27 protein-coding genes are annotated in these 25678 nt (G+C 70.8%); 9 read left to right on the plus strand and 18 right to left on the minus strand.

The features are described 5' to 3' along the window. Positions 1–5: 5 nt before the first annotated feature. Genes treZ through treY form a run of 3 tightly spaced genes read left to right on the plus strand, consistent with a single transcriptional unit; the run spans position 6 to position 6834 of the window. Complete coding sequence (gene treZ / locus ACTJLD_RS39305) at positions 6–1877, plus strand: malto-oligosyltrehalose trehalohydrolase (RefSeq protein ID WP_440661490.1); 1872 nt, start codon at positions 6–8, stop codon at positions 1875–1877. Next, positions 1874–4072, plus strand: coding sequence for a 4-alpha-glucanotransferase (gene malQ, locus ACTJLD_RS39310; protein WP_440661492.1), 2199 nt, complete (start codon positions 1874–1876; stop codon positions 4070–4072). The genes treZ and malQ overlap by 4 nt, the downstream gene beginning before the upstream one ends. After that, positions 4069–6834 carry a malto-oligosyltrehalose synthase gene (gene treY / locus ACTJLD_RS39315; RefSeq protein ID WP_440661494.1) on the plus strand — a complete coding sequence of 922 codons (2766 nt, stop codon included), beginning with the start codon at positions 4069–4071 and terminating at the stop codon, positions 6832–6834. The genes malQ and treY overlap by 4 nt, the downstream gene beginning before the upstream one ends. 109 nt (positions 6835–6943) lie before the next feature. On the opposite strand, the gene ACTJLD_RS39320 is transcribed toward treY, so the two are convergent. Then, a complete protein-coding gene (locus ACTJLD_RS39320; RefSeq protein ID WP_440661496.1) occupies positions 6944–7228 on the minus strand; it encodes a hypothetical protein in 285 nt (94 codons plus the stop codon). Positions 7229–7341: 113 nt separating this feature from the next. Between ACTJLD_RS39320 and ACTJLD_RS39325 the strand changes: the two genes are divergently transcribed. Beyond that, the gene (locus ACTJLD_RS39325; protein WP_440661498.1) at positions 7342–8592 is read left to right on the plus strand and encodes a phosphatidylserine decarboxylase family protein; all 1251 of its coding nucleotides are present in this window, start codon (positions 7342–7344) and stop codon (positions 8590–8592) included. A 20-nt stretch (positions 8593–8612) separates the two neighbouring features. Here the strand turns inward: ACTJLD_RS39325 and ACTJLD_RS39330 are convergent, their stop codons facing one another. The 4 genes from ACTJLD_RS39330 to ACTJLD_RS39345 all read right to left on the minus strand — a co-directional run bounded on the left by ACTJLD_RS39330 (position 8613) and on the right by ACTJLD_RS39345 (position 10618). Continuing rightward, positions 8613–8858, minus strand: coding sequence for a hypothetical protein (locus ACTJLD_RS39330; RefSeq protein ID WP_059693390.1), 246 nt, complete (start codon positions 8856–8858; stop codon positions 8613–8615). Between the two features lie 271 nt (positions 8859–9129). Then, positions 9130–9462: a DUF1488 domain-containing protein gene (locus ACTJLD_RS39335; protein ID WP_124673680.1), complete on the minus strand. Its 333-nt coding sequence runs from the start codon at positions 9460–9462 to the stop codon at positions 9130–9132. 4 nt (positions 9463–9466) lie between these two features. Continuing rightward, the gene (locus ACTJLD_RS39340; protein WP_027792535.1) at positions 9467–10015 is read right to left on the minus strand and encodes a type 1 glutamine amidotransferase domain-containing protein; all 549 of its coding nucleotides are present in this window, start codon (positions 10013–10015) and stop codon (positions 9467–9469) included. Between the two features lie 237 nt (positions 10016–10252). Beyond that, positions 10253–10618 (minus strand): hypothetical protein, encoded by a 366-nt coding sequence (locus tag ACTJLD_RS39345; RefSeq protein ID WP_060350149.1) that lies wholly within the window; start codon positions 10616–10618, stop codon positions 10253–10255. Positions 10619–10883: 265 nt separating this feature from the next. Between ACTJLD_RS39345 and ACTJLD_RS39350 the strand changes: the two genes are divergently transcribed. Further along, positions 10884–11240: a DUF3175 domain-containing protein gene (locus tag ACTJLD_RS39350; RefSeq protein ID WP_021161217.1), complete on the plus strand. Its 357-nt coding sequence runs from the start codon at positions 10884–10886 to the stop codon at positions 11238–11240. Between the two features lie 42 nt (positions 11241–11282). Continuing rightward, positions 11283–12602, plus strand: a complete 1320-nt coding sequence (locus ACTJLD_RS39355; protein ID WP_440661501.1) for a cation:proton antiporter domain-containing protein — start codon at positions 11283–11285, stop codon at positions 12600–12602. A gap of 5 nt (positions 12603–12607) precedes the next feature. Here ACTJLD_RS39355 and ligD read toward each other — a convergent pair whose 3' ends face one another. The 12 genes from ligD to ACTJLD_RS39415 all read right to left on the minus strand — a co-directional run bounded on the left by ligD (position 12608) and on the right by ACTJLD_RS39415 (position 23198). Then, entirely contained in the window at positions 12608–15412 is a 2805-nt protein-coding gene (gene ligD, locus ACTJLD_RS39360; protein WP_440661503.1) for a DNA ligase D, read from the minus strand. Positions 15413–15434: 22 nt separating this feature from the next. Then, positions 15435–16469 (minus strand): non-homologous end joining protein Ku, encoded by a 1035-nt coding sequence (gene ku, locus ACTJLD_RS39365; RefSeq protein WP_060350074.1) that lies wholly within the window; start codon positions 16467–16469, stop codon positions 15435–15437. A 37-nt stretch (positions 16470–16506) separates the two neighbouring features. Then, the gene (locus ACTJLD_RS39370) at positions 16507–17010 is read right to left on the minus strand and encodes a DUF421 domain-containing protein (RefSeq protein ID WP_021161221.1); all 504 of its coding nucleotides are present in this window, start codon (positions 17008–17010) and stop codon (positions 16507–16509) included. 12 nt (positions 17011–17022) lie between these two features. Beyond that, a complete protein-coding gene (gene katE, locus ACTJLD_RS39375) occupies positions 17023–19128 on the minus strand; it encodes a catalase HPII (RefSeq protein ID WP_301826036.1) in 2106 nt (701 codons plus the stop codon). A 128-nt stretch (positions 19129–19256) separates the two neighbouring features. After that, the gene (locus ACTJLD_RS39380; RefSeq protein ID WP_060194496.1) at positions 19257–19643 is read right to left on the minus strand and encodes a DUF3022 domain-containing protein; all 387 of its coding nucleotides are present in this window, start codon (positions 19641–19643) and stop codon (positions 19257–19259) included. After that, positions 19640–19801 carry a DUF1328 family protein gene (locus ACTJLD_RS39385; RefSeq protein WP_027792525.1) on the minus strand — a complete coding sequence of 54 codons (162 nt, stop codon included), beginning with the start codon at positions 19799–19801 and terminating at the stop codon, positions 19640–19642. Before ACTJLD_RS39385 ends, ACTJLD_RS39380 begins: the two co-directional genes overlap by 4 nt. Positions 19802–19847: 46 nt before the next feature. After that, the gene (locus ACTJLD_RS39390) at positions 19848–20036 is read right to left on the minus strand and encodes a DUF3008 family protein (protein WP_027792524.1); all 189 of its coding nucleotides are present in this window, start codon (positions 20034–20036) and stop codon (positions 19848–19850) included. Between the two features lie 92 nt (positions 20037–20128). Then, positions 20129–21562: an RNA polymerase factor sigma-54 gene (gene rpoN, locus ACTJLD_RS39395; RefSeq protein ID WP_059693376.1), complete on the minus strand. Its 1434-nt coding sequence runs from the start codon at positions 21560–21562 to the stop codon at positions 20129–20131. 250 nt (positions 21563–21812) lie between these two features. After that, positions 21813–22127: a hypothetical protein gene (locus ACTJLD_RS39400; RefSeq protein ID WP_027792522.1), complete on the minus strand. Its 315-nt coding sequence runs from the start codon at positions 22125–22127 to the stop codon at positions 21813–21815. Positions 22128–22152: 25 nt separating this feature from the next. After that, positions 22153–22464: a hypothetical protein gene (locus ACTJLD_RS39405; protein ID WP_021161228.1), complete on the minus strand. Its 312-nt coding sequence runs from the start codon at positions 22462–22464 to the stop codon at positions 22153–22155. Beyond that, complete coding sequence (locus tag ACTJLD_RS39410; protein WP_371141523.1) at positions 22461–22703, minus strand: hypothetical protein; 243 nt, start codon at positions 22701–22703, stop codon at positions 22461–22463. Before ACTJLD_RS39410 ends, ACTJLD_RS39405 begins: the two co-directional genes overlap by 4 nt. Positions 22704–22892: 189 nt before the next feature. Then, complete coding sequence (locus ACTJLD_RS39415) at positions 22893–23198, minus strand: hypothetical protein (RefSeq protein WP_027792520.1); 306 nt, start codon at positions 23196–23198, stop codon at positions 22893–22895. 149 nt (positions 23199–23347) lie between these two features. On the opposite strand from ACTJLD_RS39415, the gene ACTJLD_RS39420 reads away from it, so the two are divergent. The 3 genes from ACTJLD_RS39420 (at position 23348) to ACTJLD_RS39430 (ending at position 24697) form a co-directional block, all read left to right on the plus strand. Then, positions 23348–23605 (plus strand): hypothetical protein, encoded by a 258-nt coding sequence (locus tag ACTJLD_RS39420; protein ID WP_440661510.1) that lies wholly within the window; start codon positions 23348–23350, stop codon positions 23603–23605. Positions 23606–23694: 89 nt separating this feature from the next. Beyond that, positions 23695–24126, plus strand: a complete 432-nt coding sequence (locus tag ACTJLD_RS39425) for a CBS domain-containing protein (RefSeq protein ID WP_027792518.1) — start codon at positions 23695–23697, stop codon at positions 24124–24126. An 88-nt stretch (positions 24127–24214) separates the two neighbouring features. Continuing rightward, positions 24215–24697, plus strand: a complete 483-nt coding sequence (locus ACTJLD_RS39430; protein WP_059693369.1) for a PRC-barrel domain-containing protein — start codon at positions 24215–24217, stop codon at positions 24695–24697. A gap of 320 nt (positions 24698–25017) precedes the next feature. On the opposite strand, the gene ACTJLD_RS39435 is transcribed toward ACTJLD_RS39430, so the two are convergent. Then, entirely contained in the window at positions 25018–25626 is a 609-nt protein-coding gene (locus ACTJLD_RS39435) for a DUF892 family protein (RefSeq protein ID WP_440661512.1), read from the minus strand. Positions 25627–25678: the final 52 nt, after the last annotated feature.

Consider the following 25678-nt stretch of genomic DNA (forward strand, 5'->3'; position numbering starts at 1 on the left):
CCGCCATGACATCCCGTTCCGACCGTCCAACCGGCACGCACGCGTTCGAATCGTCGTTCGGCGCGACCTGCGTCGACGCCGACCGCACGCGCTTCCGGTTTTGGGCGCCCGCCAGCCGCACGGCAGCCGTCGAACTGCACGACGACAGCGAACACACGATCCCGATGACACCCGTCGGCGACGGCTGGTTCGAGACGGTCGCGCCGTGCGGCCCGGGCGCACTGTATCGCTACCGCCTCGACGACGGTTTCACCGTGCCCGACCCGGCGTCGCGCTTCCAGCCCGGCGGCGTGGACGGCCCGAGCCAGGTCGTCGATCCGGCGTCGTATCGCTGGCGCGACGGCGCATGGCGCGGCCGGCCGTGGCACGAGACGGTGCTGTACGAGTTGCACGTCGGCGCATGCGGCGGCTACGCGAGCGTCGAGCGGCGGCTGCCGGCCATTGCCGCGCTCGGCGTGACCGCCGTCGAGCTGATGCCCGTCAACGCGTTCCCCGGTTCGCGCAACTGGGGCTACGACGGCGTGCTGCCGTTCGCGCCCGACGCGTCGTACGGGCGGCCCGAGGAGCTGAAGGCGCTCGTCGACACCGCGCACGGGCTCGGGCTGCAGGTGTTCCTCGACGTCGTGTACAACCACTTCGGCCCGGAAGGCAACCTGCTGCCGCGCTACGCGCCCGCCTTCTTCCGCGACGACCGGCGGACTGCCTGGGGGCCCGCGATCGATTTTTCGCACCCGCAGACGAGCGCGTTCTTCATCGAGAATGCGCTGTACTGGCTCGAAGAATTCCGTTTCGACGGGCTGCGCATCGACGCCGCGCACGCGATCGGCGACGACGCGTGGCTGCGCGAACTCGCGCGCCGCGTGCGGGCGGTTGCGGGCGACACACGCCACCTTCATCTCGTGCTCGAGAACGAACGCAACACGGCGAGCCTGCTCGGCCCCGGCGGTTTCGACGCGCAGTGGAACGACGACTTCCACAACAGCGCGCACGTGCTGCTGACCGGCGAGCGCGACGGCTACTACCGCGCGTACGCCGACGCGCCGCTGCGCCATTTCGCGCGCACGCTCGGCGAAGGTTTCGCGTACCAGGGCGAACCGTCGCCGCTGCACGACGGCGCCGCGCGCGGCGAGCCGAGCGCGCACCTGCCGCCCACCGCGTTCGTCACGTTCCTGCAGAACCACGACCAGATCGGCAACCGCGCGTTCGGCGAGCGGCTGCGCGCGCTCGCGAACGACGACGCGGTGCGCGCGGCCACCGCGCTGATGCTGCTCGCGCCGCCGATCCCGCTGCTGTTCATGGGCGAGGAAGACGGCAGCACGCAGCCGTTCCAGTTCTTCACCGACTATCACGGCGCGCTCGCCGACGCGGTGCGCGAAGGCCGGCGCCGCGAATTCGCGGCGTTTCCCGCATTCGCCGATCCCGCGCATCGCGACCTGATCCCCGACCCGAACGACATCGCGACGTTCGTCCGTTCGTCGTCGCACCATCCGCCGGACGACAACTGGCCCGATGCGGCCGCATGGCAGCGCTTCTACCGCAGCGCGCTGACGGTGCGCGCGGTGCTCGTGACGCCGCATCTGCCGGGTGCGCGGGCGCTCGGCGTCGACCTGCTCGCGGGCGACGGCGAACCTTCGGCGCTCGTCGCGCGCTGGCGCCTCGGCGACGGCAGCACGCTGACGATCGCGCTGAATCTCGGCTCGCTCGACGCGGCACTGCCCGAACTGCCGGTCGGCAAGATCGTGTTCGAGACGCCGCCGCGCGCCCGCGACCGGCTGACTGACCTGAAGCTGCCGCCACGCGCGTGCATCGCGTGGCGGGACGGTGCGGTCAATCACGATGCGCGGCATCATCGCGCGAACGGGCAGAGCCGATCATGACGACCGACGTTTCGATCTCGACCCTCGCGCACGCGGCCGGCCTGGACGCCGACTGGACCGATGCCGGCGGCATCGCGCGGCGGGTGGACGATCGCGCGCTCGCCGCGCTCGTCGATGCGCTGGGCTGGCCGTGCGGCACGGCGGCTCAGCGCGTCGACAGCGCGGCGGCGCTCGCCGGCGGACATGCGGCGGTGCCGCGCGTCGTGACCGGCGACGCGGGCCTGCCGCTGCCCCTGCCCGCCGCGCTCGCGCAACCGGGCGCGCGCTTCCGAATCACGCTCGAAGCGGGCGGACACATCGACGGGCGCGTGGATGCGCACGGCGCGCTGCCACCGCTCGCGATGCCCGGTTACCACGCGCTCGACGTCGGCGACCGGCGCATCGGGCTGACGATCGCACCGCCGCGCACGCACCCGTTCGACACGCGTGCGACGGATGCGGGCAGCCGCTGGGGCATCGCGGCGCAGCTCTACAGCCTGCGCCGCGCGGGCGACGGCGGCGCGGGCGACTACACCGCGCTCGCGCGGCTGGCCGCGCGCGCGGCGCGGCATGGCGCGCAGGCGGTGGCGATCAGCCCGACGCACGCCGGCTATCCGGCGCTGCCCGCGCACGACAGCCCGTATTCGCCGTCGTCGCGGCGCTGGCACAACGTCGCGTATCTCGACTGCGACGCGGTGCCGGGCGCCGAGGCCGTGCGTCACGTAGCCGGTGCGGCAGCCGATGCGCCTCTGATCGACTGGCCGCACGTGCTGCCGCTGAAGCTGCGCCGCCTGCGCGCGTGCTTCGACGCGTGGCGCGCCGACGACGCCCCGTCGCGCGACGCGTTCCAGCGGTTTCGCGCGACGGGCGGCGCGGCGCTCGACGCGCATGCGCGCTTCGATGCGCTGCAGGCGTTCTGCCTCGAACACGGGCTCGGGGCGGACTGGCGGCAGTGGCCGGCGCCGTGGCGCGACCCGGCATCGGCGGAAGTCGACGCATTCGCGCACACGCATGCCGATACGGTCGCGTTCCATACGTTCCTGCAATGGTGCGCCGCGCGCGCGCTCGGCGACGCGCAGCATGCGGCACGCCGCGCGGGCATGGCCACCGGGCTGATCGCCGATCTCGCGGTCGGCTCCGATCGCGCGGGCAGCGACGCGTGGGCGCACGGCGCGACGCTGCTGCGCGGCGTGTCGCTCGGCGCGCCGCCCGACCTGTTCAACGCGGCCGGCCAGGCGTGGGGCGTGACGACCTGGACGCCGGACGCGCTGCGCGCGGAAGGTTTCGTGCCGTTCATCGAGCTGCTGCGCGCGGCGTTCGCGCACGCGGGCGGCATCCGCATCGATCACGTGCTCGGCTTCGCGCGGATGTGGATCGTGCCGGACGGCGGCTCGCCGCGCGACGGCGCGTACCTGCGTTATCCGGTCGACGATCTGATGCGGCTCGTCGCGCTCGAGGCGGCCCGCCATCGGGCGCTCGCGATCGGCGAGGATCTCGGCACGGTGCCCGCCGGGTTTCGTGAACGGCTCGGCGCGCAAGGGGTCGCGGGCATGCGCGTGCTGTGGTTCGAGCGCGACGCGGGCGGCGCGTTCCGGCAGCCGTCCGAGTGGGACCGCGACGCGATCGCGACGACGTCGACACATGATTTGCCGACCGTGGCCGGCTGGTGGCGCGGCGTCGACCTGGCCTGGCGGCAAGCCGCGGCCCAGGTGGCCGCGCAGCACGACGAGCCGGACAGGCACGACGTGGCCGCTCCCGCGCCGGACGACGCCAGTGCCCACGATTCCGACGAAATCGTGCAGGCGCGCGGGCACGACACCGCGCCGCGCCCGGAAGCCGGCAACGCGGCGCCGCCCGACGCGCCCTCCGGCCTTCCCGCCGCGCACGCGGAACGCGCCGCCGAACGCGCGGCGTTATGGCACGCGCTGCAGCAGGCCGGCTGCGCACCGGCCAGCGCCGCCGCCCCGCCGGCCGATGCCCCGCCGGTCGGCGCGATCCTCGCGTACGTCGCGCGCAGCCCGTCGCCGCTCGCGATCGTGCCGCTCGAGGACCTGCTCGCGCTGGACGCGCAGCCGAACCTGCCGGGGCCGCCGTGCGGGCATCCGAACTGGCGGCAACGGCTGCCGCGCACAATCGACACGCTGTTCGACGCCGACGTGCGCGAACGCATCGCCGCCGTCGTGCAGGCGCGCCGTTCGAGGGAGCGCGGCGCATGACGCCGCGCGCGACGCTGCGGTTGCAGCTTCATGCGGGTTTCACGTTCGACGACGCGGCCTCGCACGCCGACTACTTCGCGCGGCTCGGCGTGAGCCACCTGTACCTGTCGCCGGTCTCGGCCGCCGAACCGGGCTCGCGGCACGGCTACGACACCGTGGATTACGGCACGCTCAATCCCGAACTCGGCGGCGAAGCAGGTTTCAATCGGCTCGTCGACGCGTTGCGCGCGCGCGGCCTCGGCGTGATCGTCGACATCGTGCCGAACCATATGGGCGTCGGCGGCTCGTCGAACGGCTGGTGGAACGACGTGCTCGAATGGGGCCCCGCCAGCCCGTACGCGCGCCATTTCGACATCGACTGGCATCCGCCCGATCCGGCGCTCGACGGCAAGGTGCTGCTGCCGTGTCTCGGCCTGCCCTACGGCGACGCGCTCGCAGCCGGCGACATCACGCTGGGCGCCGACCCGGCCAGCGGCCGCTTCTTCATCGCGTGCCCCGGACGGCGGCTGCCCGTGGCGGCCGCCACCCATGCCGACATCCTGCGCCTCGCGAACCGCGCGGACCTGAACGCGCTCGCCGAACGCTTCGACGCCGCGCCGGCGCGCGACAGCGCACGGCTGGCCGCCGCGCATGCCGCGCTGCGCGATTACGCGGCCGCGCACGGCCCGCACGCGCTCGACGCGGTGCTGCGCGGCGCCGACCCGCGCGTCGCGCGCTCGCGCACCAGCCTGCACCGGCTGCTCGAACGCCAGCATTACCGGCTCGCGTGGTGGCGCACGGCCGCCGACGAACTGAACTGGCGGCGCTTCTTCGACATCGCGACGCTCGCGGCCGTCCGCGTCGACGACGACGCGGTGTTCGACGCCGTTCACGCGCTGCCGTTGCGCCTGCACGCGGCCGGGCTCGTCGACGGCATCCGCGTCGATCACGTCGACGGCCTCGCCGATCCGCGCGCCTACTGCCGGCGGCTGCATGCACGGCTGGCCGCGCAGCGCAGCGCGCCGCCGTATGTCGTCGTCGAGAAAATCCTCGCGCCGGGCGAATCGCTGCGCGCCGACTGGGCCGTCGCCGGCACGACCGGATACGACTTCATGAACGACGTCGGCGCGCTGCTGCACGACCCGGCCGGCGCCGAACCGCTCGCCGCGCACTGGGCGGCCGTGTCGGGCTCGTCGCGCACGTTCGCGCAGGAAGCGCTCGACGGCAAGCGGCGCGTGCTGATGCGCCAGCTCGCCGTCGAGCATGCGCGCGCCGCGCGGCTGCTGCACGGGATCGCGCGCGCGTCGCCCGCCACGCGGGACCTCAGCCTGATCGCGATTCGGCGCGTGCTGGGCGAACTGGCGGTGCGGCTGCCCGTGTACCGAATGTATCCGGCTCCGCGCGAGGAGCCTGCCGATGCCGACCGCCGCGTGCTCGCGCACGCGTACGAAAGCGCGTGCACGGCCATCGATCCGGCCGACCGGTTCGCGCTCGATCGCGTCGCCGCGTGGCTGGGCTTGCCGGCCGCACGCGTGCCGCGCGCGAACGCCGACGCGCTGGCCGCGGCGCGCGTCGCGTTCGCGCAGCTCACCGCGCCGCTCGCCGCGAAAGGCGTCGAGGATACGGCCCACTATCGCTACGGCCGGCTGCTGTCGCGCAACGAGGTCGGCGCCGATGCCGGCGACTTCAGCCTGTCGCGCGGCGGATTCCATGCACGCAACCGGCGCCGCGCGCGCACCGTGCCGCACGGGCTCGTCGCGACGGCCACGCACGACCACAAGCGCGGCGAGGACGCGCGTGCACGGCTCGCAGTGCTCAGCGAGATCCCGGACGCATGGCGCGCGGTATCGCTCGACTGGAGCGCGCTGAACCTGCCGCACCGGGGCCGCGCGCATCGCGATCTCGCGTGGGCGCCGGGGCCGGCCGCGGAGGCGATGCTGTACCAGACGCTCGTCGGCTGCTGGCCGCCGGCGCTCGCGCCCGACGATGCGGCCGGGCTGGCCGGACTCGCCGCGCGCGTCGCGCAGTGGCAGACGAAAGCATTGCGCGAAGCGAAGCGGCACAGCGACTGGCTGGCGCCCGAACCGGACTACGAGCATGCCTGCGAAACATTCGTCCGCGCGATCCTGACGCCGCGCGGCGCCGGCGATTTCGCGCACCGGCTGCATGCGTTCGTCGCACGGATCGCACCGGCCGGCATCGTCAACAGCCTGACGCAGACGGCGCTGCGGATCGCGTCGCCCGGCGTGCCCGACCTCTATCAAGGGACCGAGTGCTGGGATCACTCGCTCGTCGATCCGGACAACCGGTGCGACGTGCCGTTCGACGCACTGGCGGCCGAACGGGTCGACGATCCGGTCGCGTCGTACCTGCCGGCCTGGCCCGACGCACGCGTGAAACGCGCGCTGATCGAGCGGATGCTCGCGCTGCGCGCGCGGTGGCCGGCGACGTTCGCGGACGGCGCGTACGTGCCGCTACGCGTGCGCGGCGGGCTCGCGCGACACGCGGTGGCGTTCGCGCGGTGCGACGCGGCCGCCACCGTGGTGATCGTCGCGACACGGCTCGCGAGCCGGTTGCTGGGGGAAGTGCCCGGGATGCCCCGCGTGGCGCCTGCGCAGTGGGGCGATACGGCGGTCGTGCTGCCGCGCGGAATCGAGGGGCCTTGGATCGACTGGCTGAATGGTCGGGACGCGATCGATGCGCGTGACGAAATGCTGGCGCTCAGTCGCTGCCTGGCCGGATTGCCTGTTGCGGTGCTCGTGGCGGCACGTGCCGGCGGTTGAAAGCTGCCCGGCTCTGCCGGTGCGGGTCGTACCTCGCACACCGGCGATCGTCAATCGAATCGGCCGAACGTCAGCGACCTTGCGCAAGTGCCCAGACGCGATTGCCCCGTCACGACCACTCTTCCGGCGGCATTGCGCCGCCGTCGTCCTCCCATAGCGGGTTGCCCTTCCTGTCGCCGTCGTGCGCGGCCACGGGCCCGCTTGAGCCGCTCGTCCCGCTTGAGCCACCTGAGCCGCACCCGGCCGACCGACGCGCGTCGCGCGACGCCGGCTTGGCCGCTCGCACGCGTGGGCGCGTCGGCGTCACCGTGTGCGGATCGCCGCTGCGGCGCGCGTCGGTCGCGCTCGTCTCGCTCGTCTTGTTCGCCTGTCGTGCATTCGAAGCCGCGTTCATCCTCGTCTCCCGTGTCATGAAAAACGGACGAACGATCGCCGCAATTTCGGTGCCGCCGCCGGGCAAGCATCTTGCTGATCACGTTCATGCCGAACCAACGTCCGGAGGAAGCCATGCCGACCGACCGTAACCCGCCGCCCGCCACGCGCCATCGGCTCGGCGAATGGATGGCGCGCGAAGAGGCCCACATGGCCGCGTTCCGCGAAGGGATCGCGGCGGAAGCCCGCACGCATGCCGGCGACCGGTTGCGCACGCCGGCCGTGCAGGCCCTCGCGCGGCTGTTCGACGACCATGCCGTCCTGCGCATGGGCCTGACCCGCGCAATCGACGAGGCGCTCGACGCGGGCCTGCGGCTCGGCTACGCGTCGATCGGCGAGCTGATGACGGTGCTCGATCACCTGATGACCTATACGCCCCCTTTCAGCGAAGCGAGCCTGATCGTGTGCCCGATCAACGCGTTCCTCGACTGGCCGATGTGCATGCCGTCGGGCCATGCGGTGTTTCGCGACGCGACCGTCAACGCGCACCTGAAGCGCGTGCTGAACGTGTGGTGCGACTTCCTCGGCGGCCCGCATTCGCGCACGCATCTCGACACGTCGGCGCCCGACGGCTGGTTCTGCGACGCAGCGTGCAGGCGCCTCGGGCTGTCCCAGTTCGAGTATCGCGACGACCAGCCGCACCTGGGCTTCGACTCGTGGAACGACTTCTTCACGCGACGCTTTCGCGACGGCGCGCGCCCGGTCGAGGCCCGCGACGATCCGCACGTGATCGTCAGCGCATGCGAGGCCGCGCCGTACCACACCGAATCGAAGGTGAAGCTGCGCGACACGTTCTGGATCAAGGCGCAGCCGTATTCGTTGCGCGACCTCTTCACGCCCGCATGGCTGCCGCTCGCCGAGCGGTTCGTCGGCGGCGACATCTACCAGGCCTACCTGAGCGCGTACAACTACCATCGCTGGCATGCACCGGTGCGCGGCGTCGTCACGCACGCGTACCGTGTCGACGGGACCTACTACTCGGTCGCGGAGGCGGAGGGCACCGATCCGGCCGGGCTGAACGACTCGCAGGGTTACATGACGGCCGTCGCCACGCGCGCGGTGGTCGCGCTCTCCTGCGACGACCCCGGCATCGGCACCGTGGCGGCCGTGTTCGTCGGGATGGGCGACGTGTCGTCGTGCGTGATCGACGTCGTGCCGGGGCAGCGCGTCGACAAAGGCGACGAGATCGGCTACTTCCAGTTCGGCGGATCGACGTACTGCCTGCTGTTCGAAGCCGGCGTGATCGACCGCTTCCTGCCCGCGCCGCCGTTCGACAGCCGGACACCTGTCGTACCCGTCAACGCGGGCGTCGCGATCGCGCGGTGAACGCCGCGCGGCGCCGCGCATCACGCGTCGTTCAGGTCGCTCAGGTCGGACACGTCGGTCGCGACCCCGTCATGCCGCTGCACGCACTTCAGGACCGACAGACCGCCGGCCGTCAACACGGGCCGACGCTCGCCGGACGCGTCGTCGCGCTGCATCTCGATCAGGCGTTGCTCGACGAGGGCGACGACGTCGTCGCGGTCGATCTGGATCTGTTCCGGCGCGTGATGCACCAGGAACAGCACGGCAAATTCATGGGCGGTCAGCATGCTCGTTCCCCGTCTGCGGCTACGTGCGATGCGACGAACGGGTCGCATCGGCATGCGGCGCGAATCGTGCGCCGGCAACAGGCCATTCATGCAGGGAACATGCCAGTCGACGCCACGCGAACCGCACCGCGCGCTCGGCGCGCGGCGCGATGTGGCACCGGGCAACGCCTGCGGCGCGCGGCAAAGTTTTCAATGGCGTGTAATGCGGTTGGCCGGATGGCCTGATGGCTGGATGCGGCGCGAAATGACGCTTCGGGAAGCGCGACGGAGGTCAGGACTTCCCCGGACCAAACAGCCCGGCCCGCGCCCGACCGCCCGGCGCACGGAAATAACCGCTATGCAGCACCACGTCCGCCCCGCCGCCGTCGGCCAGCACCTCCGCGCACGCGGCCTCGATGCGTGCGCGGCCGCGTTCGAACGCATCGCGCAGGTCGGCCTCCAGCGCGGACTGCGCGCCGAAATGATCCTCCAGCGCCTCGACCGTGATCGCGCAGGTCTGCGGCACGCCATCGACGTCGACGACGAAACTCAACTGCAGCGCCGCTCCGTCGAACACGGGCGGCGTGTCGGTCAGCGTCACGCGGCGGGCGGAATCGGCCGGCATCGGCTTACGCCCCCCGCGACGCGAGGCGCTCGACCAGCGCGCCATTGAACGCGGGCAGATCGGCGGGCTTGCGGCTCGTGATCAGGTTGCCGTCGCGCACGACCTCCTCGTCGACCCACTTGCCGCCCGCATGACGGATATCGTCCTGCAGGCTCGGCCAGCTCGTCATCGTGCGGCCCTCCACGAGCCCGGCCGACACGAGCAGCCAGCCGCCGTGGCAGATCGCCGCGATCGGCTTGCCGGCGCCGACGGCCGCCGTCACGAATTCGCGCGCGGCCGGCAGCATCCGGATCGCGTCGCCGTTCACGACGCCGCCAGGCAGCACGACCGCGTCGTAATCGCCTTCGCGCGCGTCGTCGAACGTGCGGTCGACCTTCACGCGCTCGCCCTTGTCGACGTGCCGGAAACCCTGGATCTCGCCGCGCTTCTGCGAAATCACGTCGACCTGCGCGCCCTCGGCGGCGAGCGCGCGCTGCGGCTCGACGAGTTCGGCTTCCTCGAATCCGTCGACCGCGAGGATGGCCACCTTGCAATGCTCCAGCCTGCCGCTCATGAATGTCTCCTTCGGATGGGCGGCACACGTCGTGCCGCATCGGTCGTGCAGCAATCGGCGTGCCGGCCGCCAAGGCCGCCGCACGTGCGCGTGCAGGGTCGCACCCGCTCGCATCGCGACACCGGCCGGGGAACGACCCGCGATCGCATCGAGGCTGGCCCATTCGACGTCGCCGCGCGCCCGGCTGCAAAGATTTCAACGGGATGTAATCGGATGCGGCACGTCGGCCCGCAACGATTACTGCAGGTGCCGCGCCGCATCGAGCATCGCGTCGGTCAGTTCGATCGTCAGCGTCAGGTTTTCGTCGGTGTCGGGCAACTGATCGAGCGTCTGCTGCACGGCCTCGTGCAGCATCGCATGCACGCGCGTGCGTGCGCCGTCGTCGAGATCCGCGTAATGCTCCATCGTGTCGCAGTCGAGCGCGAGCACGACCGAATACCGCGCCACCTCGGGCGGCGCCTCGAGCACATTCGCCCACGCCGCTTGGAACATGACCCTGCCCGTCGCGACGTCGACATGAACCGTCGTGTCGAGATCGTCCACGTCGAGCGCCTCGCCGTCGATCTCGTCGTTCTCCAGCCAAATCCGGGAATTCGATTGCATGATGTCCTCCTGCGTGGTGGCCGCGCGCCCGTCCCGGGAAACCGCGCGGTCATCGCGCCGCGCGACCGGCTTCGGATCGGTTGCCGGCTTCATGGCGTGTGCTCCGTGGTGATGACGCGGTAACGGAAATGCCTGCTCGTGCCGTCCGGCAAGGCCGTTCCAGCAATGCCCATGCCGACGTCCGCCCCCGCCCGCGGCGCGGCACGCGGATTGCGTCGCCCGTCTCCGCAGGACCATCCCTCGACCCCATACGGAGCCCCGTCACATGCCTTCCGCTTCTGCTTCCCACGCACACGGCAAGCGCCTCACGCGCCGTCCCGGCCGCGCCCGCAGCGCCGATCCGGCACACCGCAAGCGCTGGTCGGGCGAAGTCACGCAACGCAGCGATGCGCTCGACATCGAGCCCGACATCTTCAAGTCCGACGATCCGGCGGCGATCGCCGCGTCGCTGAAGCGTTCGGCCGAACACAGCCGCCGCCGCAAGGCGTCGCCGTTCCAGTCGGCGATGTCGATGCTGAACTTCTACGTGAACCGCGCGGGCCGCAACCTGCCGAAAACGCGCCGCACGACGCTCGAACGCGCGAAACGCAAACTGCGCGAGGCATTCGGCCGCAAGCCCTGACGGGTTGCGCGTCCGCCTTCCCCGCCTGCCGCGAACCCGCGCATGCACGAGACGCTCTGGTACCTGATCATCGGCGCGGTGCTGCTCGGCATGGGCGTCGCGACGTCGGCGCTGCGCCACCTGCCGTGCAGCACCGCGATGATCTATCTCGTGCTCGGCGTCGCGCTCGGCCCGGCCGGCGCCGGCCTGCTGCAGCTCGACCTCGAACGCGACGCGCCGTTGCTGCGTGAAATCGTCGAAATCGCGCTGCTCGTGTCGCTGTTCGCGATCGGGCTGCGGCTGCGCGTGCCGCTGACCGACCGGCTGTGGCTCGTGCCGTGCCGCCTCGGCTTGCTCGCGATGATCGTCACCGTACCGCTGCTCGCCGCGTGCGCGGTGCTCGCGCTCGGGCTCGGCTGGGGCCCGGCGCTGCTGCTCGCGGCGATCCTCGCACCGACCGACCCCGTGCTCGCGCACGACGTGCAGGTGCACGACCCGGGCGATCGCGATCTCGTGCGCTTCGCGCTGTCCGGCGAAGGCGGGTTGAACGACGGCATCGCCTTGCCGTTCGCGCTCGCGGGGCTCGCACTGTCCGGCACGCGCGACGCGACCTACGGGCTCGCGCCGCTGTCCGGCGCGTTCGCGCTCGTCGCGCTGTGGGGCATCGCGGGCGCGGCCGCGATCGGCGGCGCCCTCGGCTGGGCGACGACGAAACTGATCGGCTGGCTGCGCACGCGGCACGCGCAGGCGCTCGGCCTCGAAGGCTTCTTCGCGCTCGCGCTGATCGTGCTGTCGTTCGGCGCCGCGCAGCTCGCGCACACGTTCGGCTTCGTCGCGACGTTCGCGGCCGGTGTCGCGATGCGCCGCGTCGAGCACCGTGCGAGCGGCGACCGCAGGCCGCGTGAAGTGATCGGCCAGATCGATTCGGAAGACGTCGTCGCCACCGAGAAGCATCCGGAGAAAGCGCACGCGTTCATGGCCGAATCGGTGCTCGGCTTCACGATCGAACTCGAACGGATCGCGGAAGCCGTCGTGATGACGATGGTCGGCAGCGTGCTCGCGACGCTGCCGGGCCCGCTGCTCACGTGGGGGGCGGCCGCGCTGGCCGCCGTGCTGTTCGTCGCCGTACGGCCGCTCGCGGTGCTGGTCACGCTCGCCGGTTCGCGTGCGACGCAGGCGCAGCGTCGGCTGATGGCCTGGTTCGGCATTCGCGGGATCGGCTCGTTCTACTACCTGCTGTTCGCGATCGAGCACGCGCCGTCCGGCGCGGTGCGCTCGCTGGCGGCGCCGGTGCTGGTCGTCGTATCGGCGTCGGTGATCGCGCACGGGATCTCCGCGACGCCGCTGATGAACTGGTATCACCGGCTGCAGCATCGGCGCTGACGGGTTCACGTTTGCGCCCCGAGCCGCGCACGCATCGACGCCGTGATGCGCTGGCGCGTGTGCGCATAGCCTTCCCACGGGTCGCGTTTCAGCGCGTCGAGCCGTTCGCGCAGCGTGTCGATCGTCCATTGCGCGCCGCCCGTCGTAGCGGGCACCTCGTCCCATTCGAGCGGCACCGACACGCCCATGCCGGGCCGCGCCCGCAGCGAGTACGCGGCGATCGTGCTCGCGCCGCGGCCGTTGCGCAGGTAGTCGACGAAGATCCTGCCGCGCCGGTGGCGCGGCCCCATCGTCGCGGTGAAGCGCTCGGGCAGCGTAGCGGCGACGTGCTGCGCGACCGCGCGGGAGAAGTCCTTTACGTCGTCCCAGCCCGCATGCCGCGTGAGCGGCACGACGACATGCAGCCCCTTGCCGCCGCTCGTCTTGCAGAACGACACGAGCCCCAGTTCGTCGAGCAGCCCGCGCACGATCTGCGCGGCGTCGATCATCGCGCGCCACGGCAGCGCCGGATCGGGATCGAGGTCGAACACGATCCGGTCGGGCCGCTCGATGTTCGACGCGTGCGCGTTCCACGTGTGCAGCTCGATCGTGCCCATCTGCGCGGCGCCGAGCAGCGCGTCGACGCTGTCGATCGACAGCAGCGGGCCGTGGCCGGGATCGAGTCCCGCGTGCTGCCTGACGAACGGGATTTCCCGGCGTTCCGCATGCTTCTGGAAGAACAGTTCGCCGGCGATGTCGCCCGGCGCGCGCACGAGCGACACGGGCCGGCCTTTCAGGTCGGGGAGCAGCCACGGCGCGACCCATAACCAGTAATGCGCGAGGTCGATCTTGCGCGTGCCGCTGCGCGGGTCGAGCACGCGATCGGGATGCGTGATGCGCACGCGGCCGACGTGATCGACGCCGGGTTCGCCGGGCGCATGGCCGGCGGACGCATGCGTTCGCGCGCGCGGCCGGTGGTCATGCCCGGTATCGGTATGCGGTGCATGCGGGTGGTTGTCATGCGGGTTGCCATGCGCTGCATGGGGTTCGTCCATCGTCGTCTCCGATTCGGTATGGCGCGGCACCTCGCGGACGATCTGCCGCGCCGGCTTGTCTTCGCGCAGCGCGATGAACGACGCCTGCCGCACGATCCCGTCGCCCGTCCATTCCGCGAATTCGCATTCGGCGACGAGCGTCGGCTCGACCCAGTGCACGCGCGTGCGCGACCGTTCGCGCGGCGGCGGGTCGAACGGCGTCGTGTCGCGCTCATGCTTGCGCAGCATGGCCGCGAGCCGGTCGAGCAGGCGCGTGTCGAACCCGGTGCCGACACGGCCGACATAGCGCAACGGCGGCGTGCCGCGTGCCCGCTTGCCGCCCGCGTCCGATGCATGGACGCCGAGCAGCAGCGCGCCGAAGCCGTGCCGGCTGCCCGCCGGCTCGGTGTAGCCGCCGATCACGAACTCCTGCCGCCGCCGGCATTTCAGCTTGATCCAGGCGGGCGAGCGGCCGCCGCGATAACGCGACTCCGCGCGCTTGCCGATCAACCCTTCGAGCCCCGTGTCGCACGCGTGCGCGATCAGCGGCACGACGTCGTCGCCGAGATCCGGTGAAAAACGCAGCCGGGCCGGATCGCAGCCGGCGAGCAGCGGTTCGAGCAGCGCGCGACGGGCGGCGAGCGGCACGTCGCGCAGGTCGTATCCGTCGAGAAACGGCAGGTCGAACACGAACAGCGTCACCGCGTCCGAGCGGCCCGCGCCGAGCGCGTTCTGCAGCGCCTGGAAATCGGGCAGGCCGTTCTCGCCGAGCACGACGGCCTCGCCGTCGAGCCATGCGTTGTCGACCTCGAGCGCGGCGAGCACATCGCGCTGCGCACGCAGCTTCGCGGTCCAGTCGCGGCCTTCGCGCGTCATCAACGTGACGTGCCGCCGCGCGCCGCGACCCGCGATCCGCGCGAGGATCCGGTAACCGTCGAATTTCACTTCGTAGCGCCAGTCGCCGTGCGCAGGCGGCGCATCGACCAGCGTCGCGAGTTGCGGCGCGATGCGCTCGGGCAATGCTGCGTGCACGGCGCCGTCCATGCGAGACAGGTCGGCCGACGGGCTACCGGCGTCGCCGTCCTGCGTGCCCGGCGCGTTGCCGTGGCCGCGCCGCGCGGCACGCGCAGGGGGCGGCACGGCGCCGTTCCCCTTCCCGCGCGCGGCCTGCGTGTGCCCGTCATGCACGCTGCCCGGCCGCTGCGCGACGACATCGAACGCCGCCGCATCGCGCGCGTCGTTGTCGCGTTCCTTGATCAGCAGCCATTGCTCCTGGCGCCCCTGCTGCCGCCCGCTGCGCACCAGCGCCCAGCCGCCGTGCAGCTTCGCGCCGTCGAGCCGGAACGTCAGCTTGCCGGCACGATAGCCCGCGCGTGCCTGCGCGACGCCGCCGTCGGGCGTCCACGTTCCTTCGTCCCACACGACGACCGAGCCCGCGCCGTAATGTCCGGCCGGAATCTCGCCTTCGAACGACGCGTATTCGAGCGGATGGTCCTCGACATGCACGGCCAGCCGTTTCACCGCCGGATCGACGCTCGGCCCTTTCGGCACGGCCCACGATTTCAGCGTGCCGTCGAGTTCGAGACGGAAGTCGTAGTGCAGCCGCCTCGCGTGGTGCTCCTGGATCACGAAGCGCAGCGGCCGGGCCGTGCGCGCGGACGTTCCCGCCTTCGGCGACTGCCGCGACTTCCTCGCGTCCGCCTCGGCGGGTGCGCGCCGCCGCCCGTGCGCGCCCTCGGGTTCCGGCGTCGCATCGAAGCGGCGTTTGCGGCGATAGGGGTCGAGTTTCGCGGCCATCGCGTCGTTCTCCGTTGCGCGATCATGCGGCGTGCTTGCGGCGCGCGGCGATCTTCTTCGCCGGGTGCGCCACGGCCGTGCCGTGCTTCGCGGCCGCGCGTTTTGCGGGCGCCTTCGCGGTGCCCTTTTCTGTACCCTTCGCGCCCCCTTTCGTCGGCGCTTTCGCCGGCGCTTTCGCAGCCGGTTTGCGCCGCGCACCGGCGGCACGCGACGATGCCGGCGCCCCGGCACCTCCCTCGTCGTCCGCTTCGGCTGCCCGCGCACCACCGCCCTTCAGGCTGCGTTTCAGCAATTCGGTCAGGTCGACCACGTTGGACGCCGCGCGCCCCGTCTGCGCGGGCCTGTCCTCGATCTCCTCGATCCGGCCCGCGCGCACCTTGCGTTCGACCAGGTCGAGGATGTCGTCGCGAAACGTGTCGTGATACTCGTCGGGTGTCCACGAACCCGACATGTCGTCGATCAGCTTCTTCGCCATCGCGAGTTCGCGCGCACTGACGCCCGCGCGCTTCGCATCGCCGGCCGGCACCGACAGTTCGTCGAGCGGGCGCAGTTCCTCCTGCCAGCGCAGCGTATCGAGCGCGAGCAGCGGCCCGACCGGAATCAGCGCGCCGAGATGCTGACGATCGCGCATCACGACGTGCGCGATGCCGATCTTGCCGCTGTCCTTCAGCGCATCGCGCAGCAGCGCGTAGACCTTTTCGCCCTTGCGGTCCGGCACGAGGTAGTACGGCGTGTCGAGATACAGGAACGACACGGCGCCTTCGTCGACGAACGTGACGATGTCGACCGTCTGCGTCGATTCGGGGTTCGCCGCGCGGATCTCGTCGTCGGTCAGCACGACATAGCGCTCCTTCTCGTACTCGTAGCCGCGCACGATGTCCTCGCGCGTGACTTCCCGGCCGGTGCGCTTGTTGATCTGCCGATAGCCGACCGGGTCCATCGAGCGCCTGTCGAGCAGGCGGAACGACGGCTTCACCGTACGCGTGGCCGGGAACAGCTGCACCGGCACGTGAACGAGCCCGAAGCTGATCGCGCCTTTCCAGATCATCCGTGCCATCGATGTCCTCCTTGCGGCGTGTGTGGTCCGGCGAAAGTCACGGCCTGCGGCAGCGGCTGCGCCGCACGATGCTGACGTGGCCGTTGCGCTCCAGGATCGCCGCGTCGACGTCGGACAGGTCGGTCGCGCCGAGCGCCTGCCGCACGCTTTCGCGGATGTCGGTCGGCGTGAGCAGCGCGGCGCGCATCTGCGCGTCGTCGAAACGGCCGTTGCGATACACCTCGCGCTCGACGCCCACCAGCAGCCGCTCGAGCCGGCGCGAGCGCACGCAGGCCCAGCCGATCGCGCGATGCAACAGCGCGATCGCGAACGATGCCGCGACGGTCGCCACGAACGGCGACGCACCGACCACCGCGCGGCTCAGGATCGCGCCGAGCAGGATCCCGACCACGTAGTCGAACGGCGAACGCTGGCCGAATGCGCGCCGCCCGGCGATGCGGATCAGCACGAGCGCGACCAGGGACACGACGATCGCGCGCAGCGCCATCTGCCCGGGGCCGAGCATCCGGCCCTGTCCGAACAGCGCGACGACGATGTCCATGATCGCGCGGCGCTAGGCCGGCAACTCGGCGGCCTGCTGCTCGCGCGCCCACACGCGATGGCGGCCGAGGTAGTCGGACAGCGTATTCAGGATCGCGTCGAGATCGACAGCCTGCCCGACGCACACGCCTTCGGCCGGGTCCGGCAGATGCGCGGCGCTCAGCAGTTGCCGCCCCGACCCGACGGCCGCGATCGGCTTCAGGTGCTTGAACGCCTCGCGCACGAAGTGCCGCGCGTCGGCGCTGTGCGCGAGGTCGCGGCCATCGCCGTCGCCGCCGCACACGAACACCGCGTCGAACATCACCGACGGCATCCCGGCCAGCGTCGCCTGCGGCACGATGCTGCCGATCGGCGCGAGCGTCGGCGCGACGATCGTCGGCACCGCATGCGCGGCCTGCAGCGCGTCGCGCACTTGCTCGACGAGCGCCTGGCTCGCACCCGGCGTCGCGATCAGCGCAATCTTGCGCGAGCGGATACCGGGCTTCGAGCGGCCGATCAGGCTCAGCGCGGGCGAGCGCTGCGCCACGGCAGGCGTCGCACCCGGATGCGGTGCGGGCAGCCCGAGCCGTTCGGCGACCTGCGCGGCCAGCCCCGCGTCGAAGCGCGCGATGATGTCGTTGACCACGCGCTCGCGAATCCGCGGCTGCGTCACCTTGCCCAGCTCGAAGCAGTACGCGTCGCGGATATGCCGTTGCTCGATCTCCGTCATGCTCTGGTAGAACAGCGCGGCCTGCGAGAAATGATCGGCGAACGATTCGCTTCGCACGCGCACCTTCTCGCCTTCGAGCGGCTCGTGCACGGTCTCGAAGCCGCCGCCCGACGGCGCCGGCGGGGTCTCGCGGGGCCAGCCGCCGCTCGTCGAATTCGGCTCGTAGGACGCCTGCCCGACGTTGATCGTCTGCCGGTGCATCGCGTCGCGCTGGTTGTTCGCGAACGGGCACACCGGCCGGTTGATCGGGATCTCGTGGAAGTTCGGGCCGCCGAGCCGGCTCAGCTGCGTATCGGTGTACGAGAACAGGCGCCCCTGCAACAACGGATCGTTCGTGAAATCGATGCCCGGCACCACATGGCCCGGGTGAAACGCGACCTGCTCGGTTTCCGCGAAGAAGTTGTCGGGATTGCGGTTCAGCGTCATCCGGCCGATCGGCCGCACCGGCACGCGCTCTTCCGGCACGAGCTTGGTCGGGTCGAGCAGGTCGAAGTCGAACTGGCCCGCATCGGCCGGATCGATCATCTGCACGCCGAGCTCGAACTCCGGATAGTCGCCGCGCTCGATCGCCATCCACAGGTCACGCCGGTTGAAATCCGGATCGTGGCCGGCAATCCGCTGCGCCTCGTCCCACAGCAGCGAATACGCGCCGCTCACGGGCCGCCAGTGGAATTTCACGAAACGCTCGGCGCCGTCCGCGTTCACGAAGCGGAACGTATGCACGCCGAAGCCGTCCATCGCGCGAAAGCTCGCGGGCAGCGCGCGGTCCGACATCAGCCACAGCACCATGTGGGTGGCCTCCGGCACCAGCGACACGAAATCCCAGAACGTGTCGTGCGCGGACGCGCCGGTCGGCATCTCGTTCGGTGCCTCGGGCTTCACCGCATGCACGAAGTCGGGAAACTTGATCGCGTCCTGGATGAAGAACACCGGCATGTTGTTGCCGACGAGGTCGTAGTTGCCCTCTTCCGTATAGAACTTCACCGCGAAGCCGCGTACGTCGCGCACCGTGTCCGCCGAACCGCGCGGGCCCTGTACCGTCGAGAAGCGCACGTACACCGGCGTTTCGGCGGCCGGGTCCTGCAGGAACGCGGCCTTCGTATAGTCGGCCATCGGTTCGTAGACGCGGAACACGCCATGCGCGGCCGAGCCGCGCGCATGCACCACGCGCTCCGGAATGCGCTCGTGATCGAAGTGCGTGATCTTCTCGCGCATGATGAAGTCTTCGAGCAGCGACGGGCCGCGCGTACCGCCGCGCAGCGTGTTCTGATTGTCGGCGATCCGCACACCCTGGTTGGTGCGCAACGCTTCGTGGTCGGGCCGCGAACGGTGTTCGTCGAGCTGGCGCGACTTCGCGCTGTCGGTCGACTGCGCGGGCGCGGTCCTGCCGGCTGATGTGGAACGGGTCATCGAAAGGTCCTCGTGGCATTCGGGTGGGCAGCCGCCACGCAAACCGCCGCGCCGCGGCGCGGGCATGCTGACGGCAGCGAAAACCGGCACGACGGGCCGCGACCGCGCCCGCGACGCCGGCTGCGAATTCAGGGCGCGGCCAGCGCCGCGTCGAATTCGGCGCGTGTCACGTCGAGCGTCACGCTGCATTCGATCGCGGCATCCTCGACGCGCGGCTTGCGCTCGTCCACCGCGCGCCGCGCGCGGTCGCACAACTGCGTGCGCACGCGCAGCCGGTCGGCCGCGTCGAGCAAAACGTAGCGATCGACGACGTCGGGATCGAACCGCAGGTCGACCGCGCAACGCCATTCGCGCGCGTCCTCGTCGGACGGCACGCGCACCCACGACACCTGGATCGTCAGGCCGCCGGATGCGTCGTCCGCGTGCACGACGATGGTCGACTGCGACGGAAAGCCGATCGCGAGCGCGTGTTCGAGTTCGGCCACGCGCTGCGACCGGTCGGGCGCGGCACTCATCGTCGCACGACGCCCAGCAGCAGCGTGACCAGGAAGATCACGACGAAGATGTAGAACAGGATCTTCGCGATCTCGGCCGCGCCGGCCGCAATCCCGCCGAAGCCGAACACGGCGGCGACGATCGCGATGATGAAGAAGATGATGGCGTATCGAAGCATGGAACCCTCCTGGATGACAGCGGTCGTCACCAAACGTCGTCGTCGGTCACGCATCGTGCTTGTGTTTCGGTTTGCCGCGTACGGGCGTGGAAGCCATTTTCTCGAGCTCTTTCTCGCTCATCGACTCGGCCATCGACTTCGCCGGCGGTTTGAGGTCCTTCATCTTCGTTTCACCGCGCTTCGCCGACAGCGCCGCGCCTGCGGCACGCTGCTGCGCCTGGGATTTTGCTGGCATGGTTGCACTCCTGTCGTGGGTGGATGCGCGGGCCGACACGACGGGCGGCGCCGCGCGCGGTCGAAGATCGGTTCGGCGGGCAAGCCGTCACGTCACGCGGCATCGCGACGCCGCAGGTCGGCCGCCGGAATCTTCATCGCCTGCCGATACTTCGTCACCGTACGACGCGCAAGAAGAATGCCGCGGCCCGCGAGGTTCTCCGTGAGCGCGACGTCGGACAGCGGATCGGTATGCCGCTCGGCCGCGATCATGTCGCGGATCAGCACCTTCGCCGCCGACGCCGAGCACACGCCCTTGCCGGCCGCCTCGAGCTTGCGCGGGAAGAAATGCTTGAACTCGAACGTGCCGTGCGGCGTGGCCATGTACTTGTTGCCCGTCGCGCGCGACACGGTCGATTCGTGCAGGTCGAGCTCTTCCGCGATGTCGCGCAGCACGAGCGGCTTCATCGCGATCTCGCCGTAACGAAAGAAATCGCGTTGCCGCGCGACGATGCATTCGCCCACGCGCTGGATGGTGTCGAAGCGCTTCTGCACGTTGCGGATCAACCAGCGCGCTTCCTGCAGCTGCTGGCCGAGCGGCGAATCGCGCTCGCCGCTCGACTGCGCGAACAGCGTCGCGTAGCGCTCGTGCAGGCGCGCGCGCGGCAGCACGGCCGGGTTGATCGTCACGATCCATTCGTCGCGGACCTGGCGCACGATCACGTCGGGCACCACGTAGTCGCCGCGCGTGCTGCCGTAATGACTGCCGGGGCGCGGGTCGAGCCCGCGCACCAGCGCGCAGGCGGCGTGCATCGTCTGCGGGTTGCAGCCGAGACGCCGCTGGATCTCCGCCGTCTCGCGGCGGGCGAGCCGTTCGAGATGCTCGCGCGCGATCGCCTTCGCTTCCGCGAGCGCCGGCGTGCCGGCCGGAATCGCGTCGAGTTGCAGCACGAGACATTCGGACAGCGAACGCGCCGCGATCCCCGGGCGGTCGAGCATCTGCACGAGCCGCAGCGCGATCGCGAGATCCTGCTCCGACAGCAGCAGCGCCGGATCGGCCGCGGCCCGCAGCTCGGCCAGCTCCTGGCGCAGGTAGCCGTCGTCGTCGAGCGCGTCGATCACGATGCGCGCGGCTTCGCGATCGCGCCTGTTCAACGGATACAGCCTGAGCGCGTCGTGCAGCTGCTGATGCAGCGACGGTTCGGCGGCGATCCATTCGCCCGGCGACAGGCCGTCCGCATCGTCGCCCTGGCGGTTCGTGCCGCGCGGCGCGGGCGCCGCCGTCAGCGGCACCTCGCCGTCGGGCGGCCGGACATCCTCGGGCTCGGGCGCCGCTTCGGGCGCGGCCGCTTCCGCCGGCTGCTCCGGCGCGCCGTCGGCGGCTTCCTCGTCGCCCGGGCCGTCTTCGAGAAACGGGTTCATGTCGAGCGCCTGCCGCAATTCCTGTTGAAATTCGAGCGAGGACAACTGCAGCAGCCGCAGCGACTGCTGAAGCCTCGGCGTAAGTGCCAGATGCTGTCGCATCTGCAACGCAAGCGAGACGGGCATCGAAAGCCTCCTGATTATTCGGTTCGCGTTAGGTCGTCTGCACGACTTACGCAGCTTTCGTGCCAATGCGGCGAAGCGCGTCGCCTCGCAGTTCTCGCGGGTTCGCACCCCGCTTCGACGCTGGCCGGGGCCGCTTTTTTACAAGCCCGCGGCAAGTTTTGGGGCACGCCATTCGCTCGTCCGTAAGGGCATCCGGATGTGCCCCCCGAACGCCGCCACCTGCCGTACGTGATGCGTGGAAAACGCTCGATCAGTACTGCATCGGCGGCGGCGTGCCCGGCAACGGCCGGTCGCCCTGCGCACCGTTCGGCCCCGGCGGCGGGACGTCGGCCGGTTCACCGCCGGCCGCGCCCTGCGGCATCATGTTGCCCGGCGACGGACGCGTGTCGTAGCGCGTATTCGCGTCCGGCATCGTCGTGGTCGACTGCGCGCCGCGGCCATCCGGCGGTGCGGGCGGCGCCCCGTGCGCACCGTAGGGGCCGTTCGTCGGTTGCGTGCAGGCGGCCAGCGCGCACGCGGCGGCGAACGCAAGGGCGCCCGCGCGTATCGTCTGGATCGTGTTCATCGAATACCTCCGTTGGATCGACGGCTCAGAGCCGGTTGAAATGGAAATCGCCGGCATAGGCGGTCGGCGTGCGGCGCGCCATCATCGTGTCGAATTCGGCCGCGACACGCGCGAGCGTGCCGCGCTGCCGGTCGATGCCGGCCCGCTCGAGCGCGGCGAATGCGTCGGCGTCGAACGACACCGACAGCGACGCCGGATGGCCGTCGACGCGAAAGCCGATATGCAATGCACCGGCCGGCCGCTCCTCGATGTGGAACGGCATCGCGCGCGCTTCGAAATGGCGGCCGAGCGTCTCGGCGATCTCGCGCAGCACGCCGGGTTTCACGCGGACGCTCATCGCCGTGCCTCCGCATGCAGTCGCCCTGTCCCGCCGACCGGCGGCGCATGCACGGGCGGCGGCCGCGACGGCGGTTCGCGCTCGGGCGGCGCGGTCCCGGGCGGATCGCCTGCCGGTTGCCGGTGCGGTTCGGGCACGTCGGGCGGCAAGTCGTCGGGATCGGGGTCGTCGGGGTCCGGCTCGAGGTCGGGAAACGGCGGGATGGGCCGCTGCAGCCATTGCGCGGGATCGTGTTTCATCGGCATTCCATCGGGGCGGGTTCGGATCGGCATCGTGTGCGGCGGTCGTGACTGGATACGGCAGTCCCGCAATGCGCATGCCGTCCGGTCGCGACGCCCGCATGCGGGCGCCGGCGCGAACCCGCGCGGCCCCATGCGACGCGTCGTGCCTTCGCTACACCGTTCGCTGCAAATCTTTCAAGCACGTCGTTATGCGTCGTACGCGGCCATCACGAGCCACAGCTCGCGGCCGTTGTCCTTCACGCACGCCGCGAGCGCATACGAATCGGACGGCTCGCACGCGCGCTGCAGCGCGAAACGCGCCGGTTCGGTCGAACCGAACGTCTCGTCGCCCAACGGCCGCACGTCGGCCTTGCCCTCGAACATCCGGCGCTCGGGCCGGTAGATCAGCGGTTCGTGTTTCCATTCGTTGAAATGGCTCTTCACCGAATCGAATCCGCCGCCGCATACGTTGATCTCATAACGCACGCCTGGTCGTCGTTTCGGAATCGTCATCGTGCCTCCGCTCGAAATGCGCACGGCAGGCACCCGTCGGGCCGCGCGTCGTCATCGCAGTCGATACGGCAAGTCGTGTGCCGCGTCCGCGAGCCGGGCACGGCCGTTGCGGCAATCCCGGCTCCTCGTCACCGATACGGAGCCTCGCGATGAAGGATTCGACCCGGCCCGGCCACGACGCGCCGGCCCACGAGCGGCATCCCGACCCGACGCCGCCGCTGAAGCACCAGGACCGCACGCGCACGCGCCATTCGGAACGCCATATCGACAAGCAGCTCGAGGACACGTTTCCGGCAAGCGACCCGCCGGCGACCGGCGGCGTCACTCGGATTGAACCGGACACGCCGCCCGGCACGCACGACGAAGGGCCGTGGCGGGGCCCGCGCGAACGCGACGACGGCGCGTGACGTACCCAAGCGAACCGCGCGTGCAGGAAGGCACGCGGCTTGTGGACTCCAGCGACGAATTCGCCATCCCCACCTTCAAGGAGGAAGTCATGCATCGCGTCAACGAAATCATGTCGCAGGACGTCGTGCGCATCGCGCCGACCGACTCGATCCGTCATGCCGCGCAACTGATGGAGCGCTACGACATCGGCGCGCTGCCCGTGTGCGACAACAACCGGCTGATCGGGATGGTGACGGACCGCGATCTCGCGGTGCGCGCGATCTCGGCCGGCAAGCCGCCGGAAACGCGGGTCCACGAAGTCGCATCGGGCCCGATCGAATGGTGCTTCGACGACGATTCGCTCGACGAGATCCAGCACTACATGGCGGACGCGCAGCTGCGCCGCCTGCCCGTCGTCGATCACGACAAGCGGCTGGTCGGCATGCTGTCGCTCGCGGACATCGCGACGCGTTCGGCCGGCCCGGCACGCGACGACGTCGCGAACACGCTCGAAGGCGTGTCGCAACCGAAGCAGACGTGACGGCGCGATCCTTGCGCCGCACGATACCCGCGCGACCCGCAGGGCCCGCCCCGGGCACCGTCGCGCCCCACGCAGCCTGGAGGAAACCATGCACACTTCCGATCAAGGTCAGACCCGCATCATCGGCAAGGGCGCCGCAACGGCGGCCGGCCCCGGCCCCGACGTGATGGCGGCCGATACGCTGGAAGGCGACAAGGTCTATACGACCGACGGCGACGACGTCGGCAAGATCAAGGACATCATGCTCGACGTGCGCTCAGGCCGCGTCGCCTACGCGGTGCTGTCGAGCGGCGGCATCCTCGGCATCGGCGACAAGCTGCACGCCATTCCGTGGAGCGCGCTCACGCTCGACACCGAACGCAAATGCTTCCTGCTGTCGGTGTCGTCCGAGCGCATCCGCAACGCGCCGGGGTTCGACAAGGACCACTGGCCGGCGATGGCCGATCCGCAATGGGCCGAGCCGCTGCACGAGTTCTACGGCAGCGCGCCGTACTGGAGCGGCGGCGACGAACTCGGGCTGACCGACCCGACCGAGGAACTGAACGATCCGCGCGCGCGCGACCGTCACTGATCGCGCGACGATGGGGCGCCGGTTCGCCGGCGCCATCCGCTTTCCTTTCTACACGCCCCGCTCGCGCGGGGCGTCTTTTTTGCAAGCGGGGACGGCGGAAGATGAGGTGCGTTGCGTGCGTTCAGTGCGCTACGGCACCGCTCCGATCGCGCTGGAGACCACGCGCGATGCCGGGCGGCGGCCGGATCGTCGCCGGGGTCCGGTTGCATCGCGCTTCCCCTTTTTCCTGTCGCCGGAACCGATCGCCGTGCAGCTCGCGGCGGCCTTCGTCGGGCGCCGCAACCGGGAGCGGCAACGCCCCGGCCGCGGCCCCGTTGCCGTCACATCATCTTGCCGCGCGAGCGCTCGGCACGCGCCGCCTCCGCCGCCGATTCGACCTTCTTCACTTCCTCCGGCGGCGGCAGCACGGCCTTGAAGCCCATCGACTCGATCCACATCTCGCGCGCCCAGCCGCGCGTGTGATACAGGTGGTGATCCTCGTCGGCCTCGACCTCGTCGTGCGCGTCCTTCAATGTCTTCGCCGCATCGCCCGACAACTGGTCGGCCGCGTAGCCGATCAGCTCCCAGTTCAGGTGGTCCTTGGTCTCGGCGAGCACCACGCACTCCGCCGCGACGACCTGCGCGACGACCGGATCGGCCTGCTTCCGCGCCTGCTCGATCACGTGGACCAGCGCCTTGCCGGTGGCCGCGACCGCGCTGCGTCCGGGCGACTGCGCATCGGGGTCCATGCCTAACGTCTCGAACACCTTGCGCAGCACTTCCTGGTGATGCAGCGTCTCGCGGTGGTACTTCTCCCATTCCTTGTGCAGATCGCCGTCGGTCGCGCACTGCAGCGCGGCCTCGTAGAGCTTCGCGCCGCCAAGCTCGGTTTCGTATGCCTGACAGAGCAATTCGCGGATGCCTTCGTGTTTCGGTTGCCGATGGGCCATGACTGCCTCTCCGAAAAAAACGGGCCGCGCGCGGCCCGGGGATGAACGGGCA

The sequence above is a fragment of the Burkholderia sp. 22088 genome, from assembly GCF_052045915.1.
GTDB lineage: Bacteria > Pseudomonadota > Gammaproteobacteria > Burkholderiales > Burkholderiaceae > Burkholderia > Burkholderia cepacia.

Bases quoted from the DNA above. Each gene is read 5' to 3' on its own strand.
- treZ (WP_440661490.1), top strand. From the start codon at position 6: ATGACATCCCGTTCCGACCGTCCAACCGGCACGCACGCGTTCGAATCG.
- malQ (WP_440661492.1), top strand. From the start codon at position 1,874: ATGACGACCGACGTTTCGATCTCGACCCTCGCGCACGCGGCCGGCCTG.
- treY (WP_440661494.1), top strand. From the start codon at position 4,069: ATGACGCCGCGCGCGACGCTGCGGTTGCAGCTTCATGCGGGTTTCACG.
- ACTJLD_RS39320 (WP_440661496.1), bottom strand. From the start codon at position 7,228: ATGAACGCGGCTTCGAATGCACGACAGGCGAACAAGACGAGCGAGACG.
- ACTJLD_RS39325 (WP_440661498.1), top strand. From the start codon at position 7,342: ATGCCGACCGACCGTAACCCGCCGCCCGCCACGCGCCATCGGCTCGGC.
- ACTJLD_RS39330 (WP_059693390.1), bottom strand. From the start codon at position 8,858: ATGCTGACCGCCCATGAATTTGCCGTGCTGTTCCTGGTGCATCACGCG.
- ACTJLD_RS39335 (WP_124673680.1), bottom strand. From the start codon at position 9,462: ATGCCGGCCGATTCCGCCCGCCGCGTGACGCTGACCGACACGCCGCCC.
- ACTJLD_RS39340 (WP_027792535.1), bottom strand. From the start codon at position 10,015: ATGAGCGGCAGGCTGGAGCATTGCAAGGTGGCCATCCTCGCGGTCGAC.
- ACTJLD_RS39345 (WP_060350149.1), bottom strand. From the start codon at position 10,618: ATGCAATCGAATTCCCGGATTTGGCTGGAGAACGACGAGATCGACGGC.
- ACTJLD_RS39350 (WP_021161217.1), top strand. From the start codon at position 10,884: ATGCCTTCCGCTTCTGCTTCCCACGCACACGGCAAGCGCCTCACGCGC.
- ACTJLD_RS39355 (WP_440661501.1), top strand. From the start codon at position 11,283: ATGCACGAGACGCTCTGGTACCTGATCATCGGCGCGGTGCTGCTCGGC.
- ligD (WP_440661503.1), bottom strand. From the start codon at position 15,412: ATGGCCGCGAAACTCGACCCCTATCGCCGCAAACGCCGCTTCGATGCG.
- ku (WP_060350074.1), bottom strand. From the start codon at position 16,469: ATGGCACGGATGATCTGGAAAGGCGCGATCAGCTTCGGGCTCGTTCAC.
- ACTJLD_RS39370 (WP_021161221.1), bottom strand. From the start codon at position 17,010: ATGGACATCGTCGTCGCGCTGTTCGGACAGGGCCGGATGCTCGGCCCC.
- katE (WP_301826036.1), bottom strand. From the start codon at position 19,128: ATGACCCGTTCCACATCAGCCGGCAGGACCGCGCCCGCGCAGTCGACC.
- ACTJLD_RS39380 (WP_060194496.1), bottom strand. From the start codon at position 19,643: ATGAGTGCCGCGCCCGACCGGTCGCAGCGCGTGGCCGAACTCGAACAC.
- ACTJLD_RS39385 (WP_027792525.1), bottom strand. From the start codon at position 19,801: ATGCTTCGATACGCCATCATCTTCTTCATCATCGCGATCGTCGCCGCC.
- ACTJLD_RS39390 (WP_027792524.1), bottom strand. From the start codon at position 20,036: ATGCCAGCAAAATCCCAGGCGCAGCAGCGTGCCGCAGGCGCGGCGCTG.
- rpoN (WP_059693376.1), bottom strand. From the start codon at position 21,562: ATGCCCGTCTCGCTTGCGTTGCAGATGCGACAGCATCTGGCACTTACG.
- ACTJLD_RS39400 (WP_027792522.1), bottom strand. From the start codon at position 22,127: ATGAACACGATCCAGACGATACGCGCGGGCGCCCTTGCGTTCGCCGCC.
- ACTJLD_RS39405 (WP_021161228.1), bottom strand. From the start codon at position 22,464: ATGAGCGTCCGCGTGAAACCCGGCGTGCTGCGCGAGATCGCCGAGACG.
- ACTJLD_RS39410 (WP_371141523.1), bottom strand. From the start codon at position 22,703: ATGAAACACGATCCCGCGCAATGGCTGCAGCGGCCCATCCCGCCGTTT.
- ACTJLD_RS39415 (WP_027792520.1), bottom strand. From the start codon at position 23,198: ATGACGATTCCGAAACGACGACCAGGCGTGCGTTATGAGATCAACGTA.
- ACTJLD_RS39420 (WP_440661510.1), top strand. From the start codon at position 23,348: ATGAAGGATTCGACCCGGCCCGGCCACGACGCGCCGGCCCACGAGCGG.
- ACTJLD_RS39425 (WP_027792518.1), top strand. From the start codon at position 23,695: ATGCATCGCGTCAACGAAATCATGTCGCAGGACGTCGTGCGCATCGCG.
- ACTJLD_RS39430 (WP_059693369.1), top strand. From the start codon at position 24,215: ATGCACACTTCCGATCAAGGTCAGACCCGCATCATCGGCAAGGGCGCC.
- ACTJLD_RS39435 (WP_440661512.1), bottom strand. From the start codon at position 25,626: ATGGCCCATCGGCAACCGAAACACGAAGGCATCCGCGAATTGCTCTGT.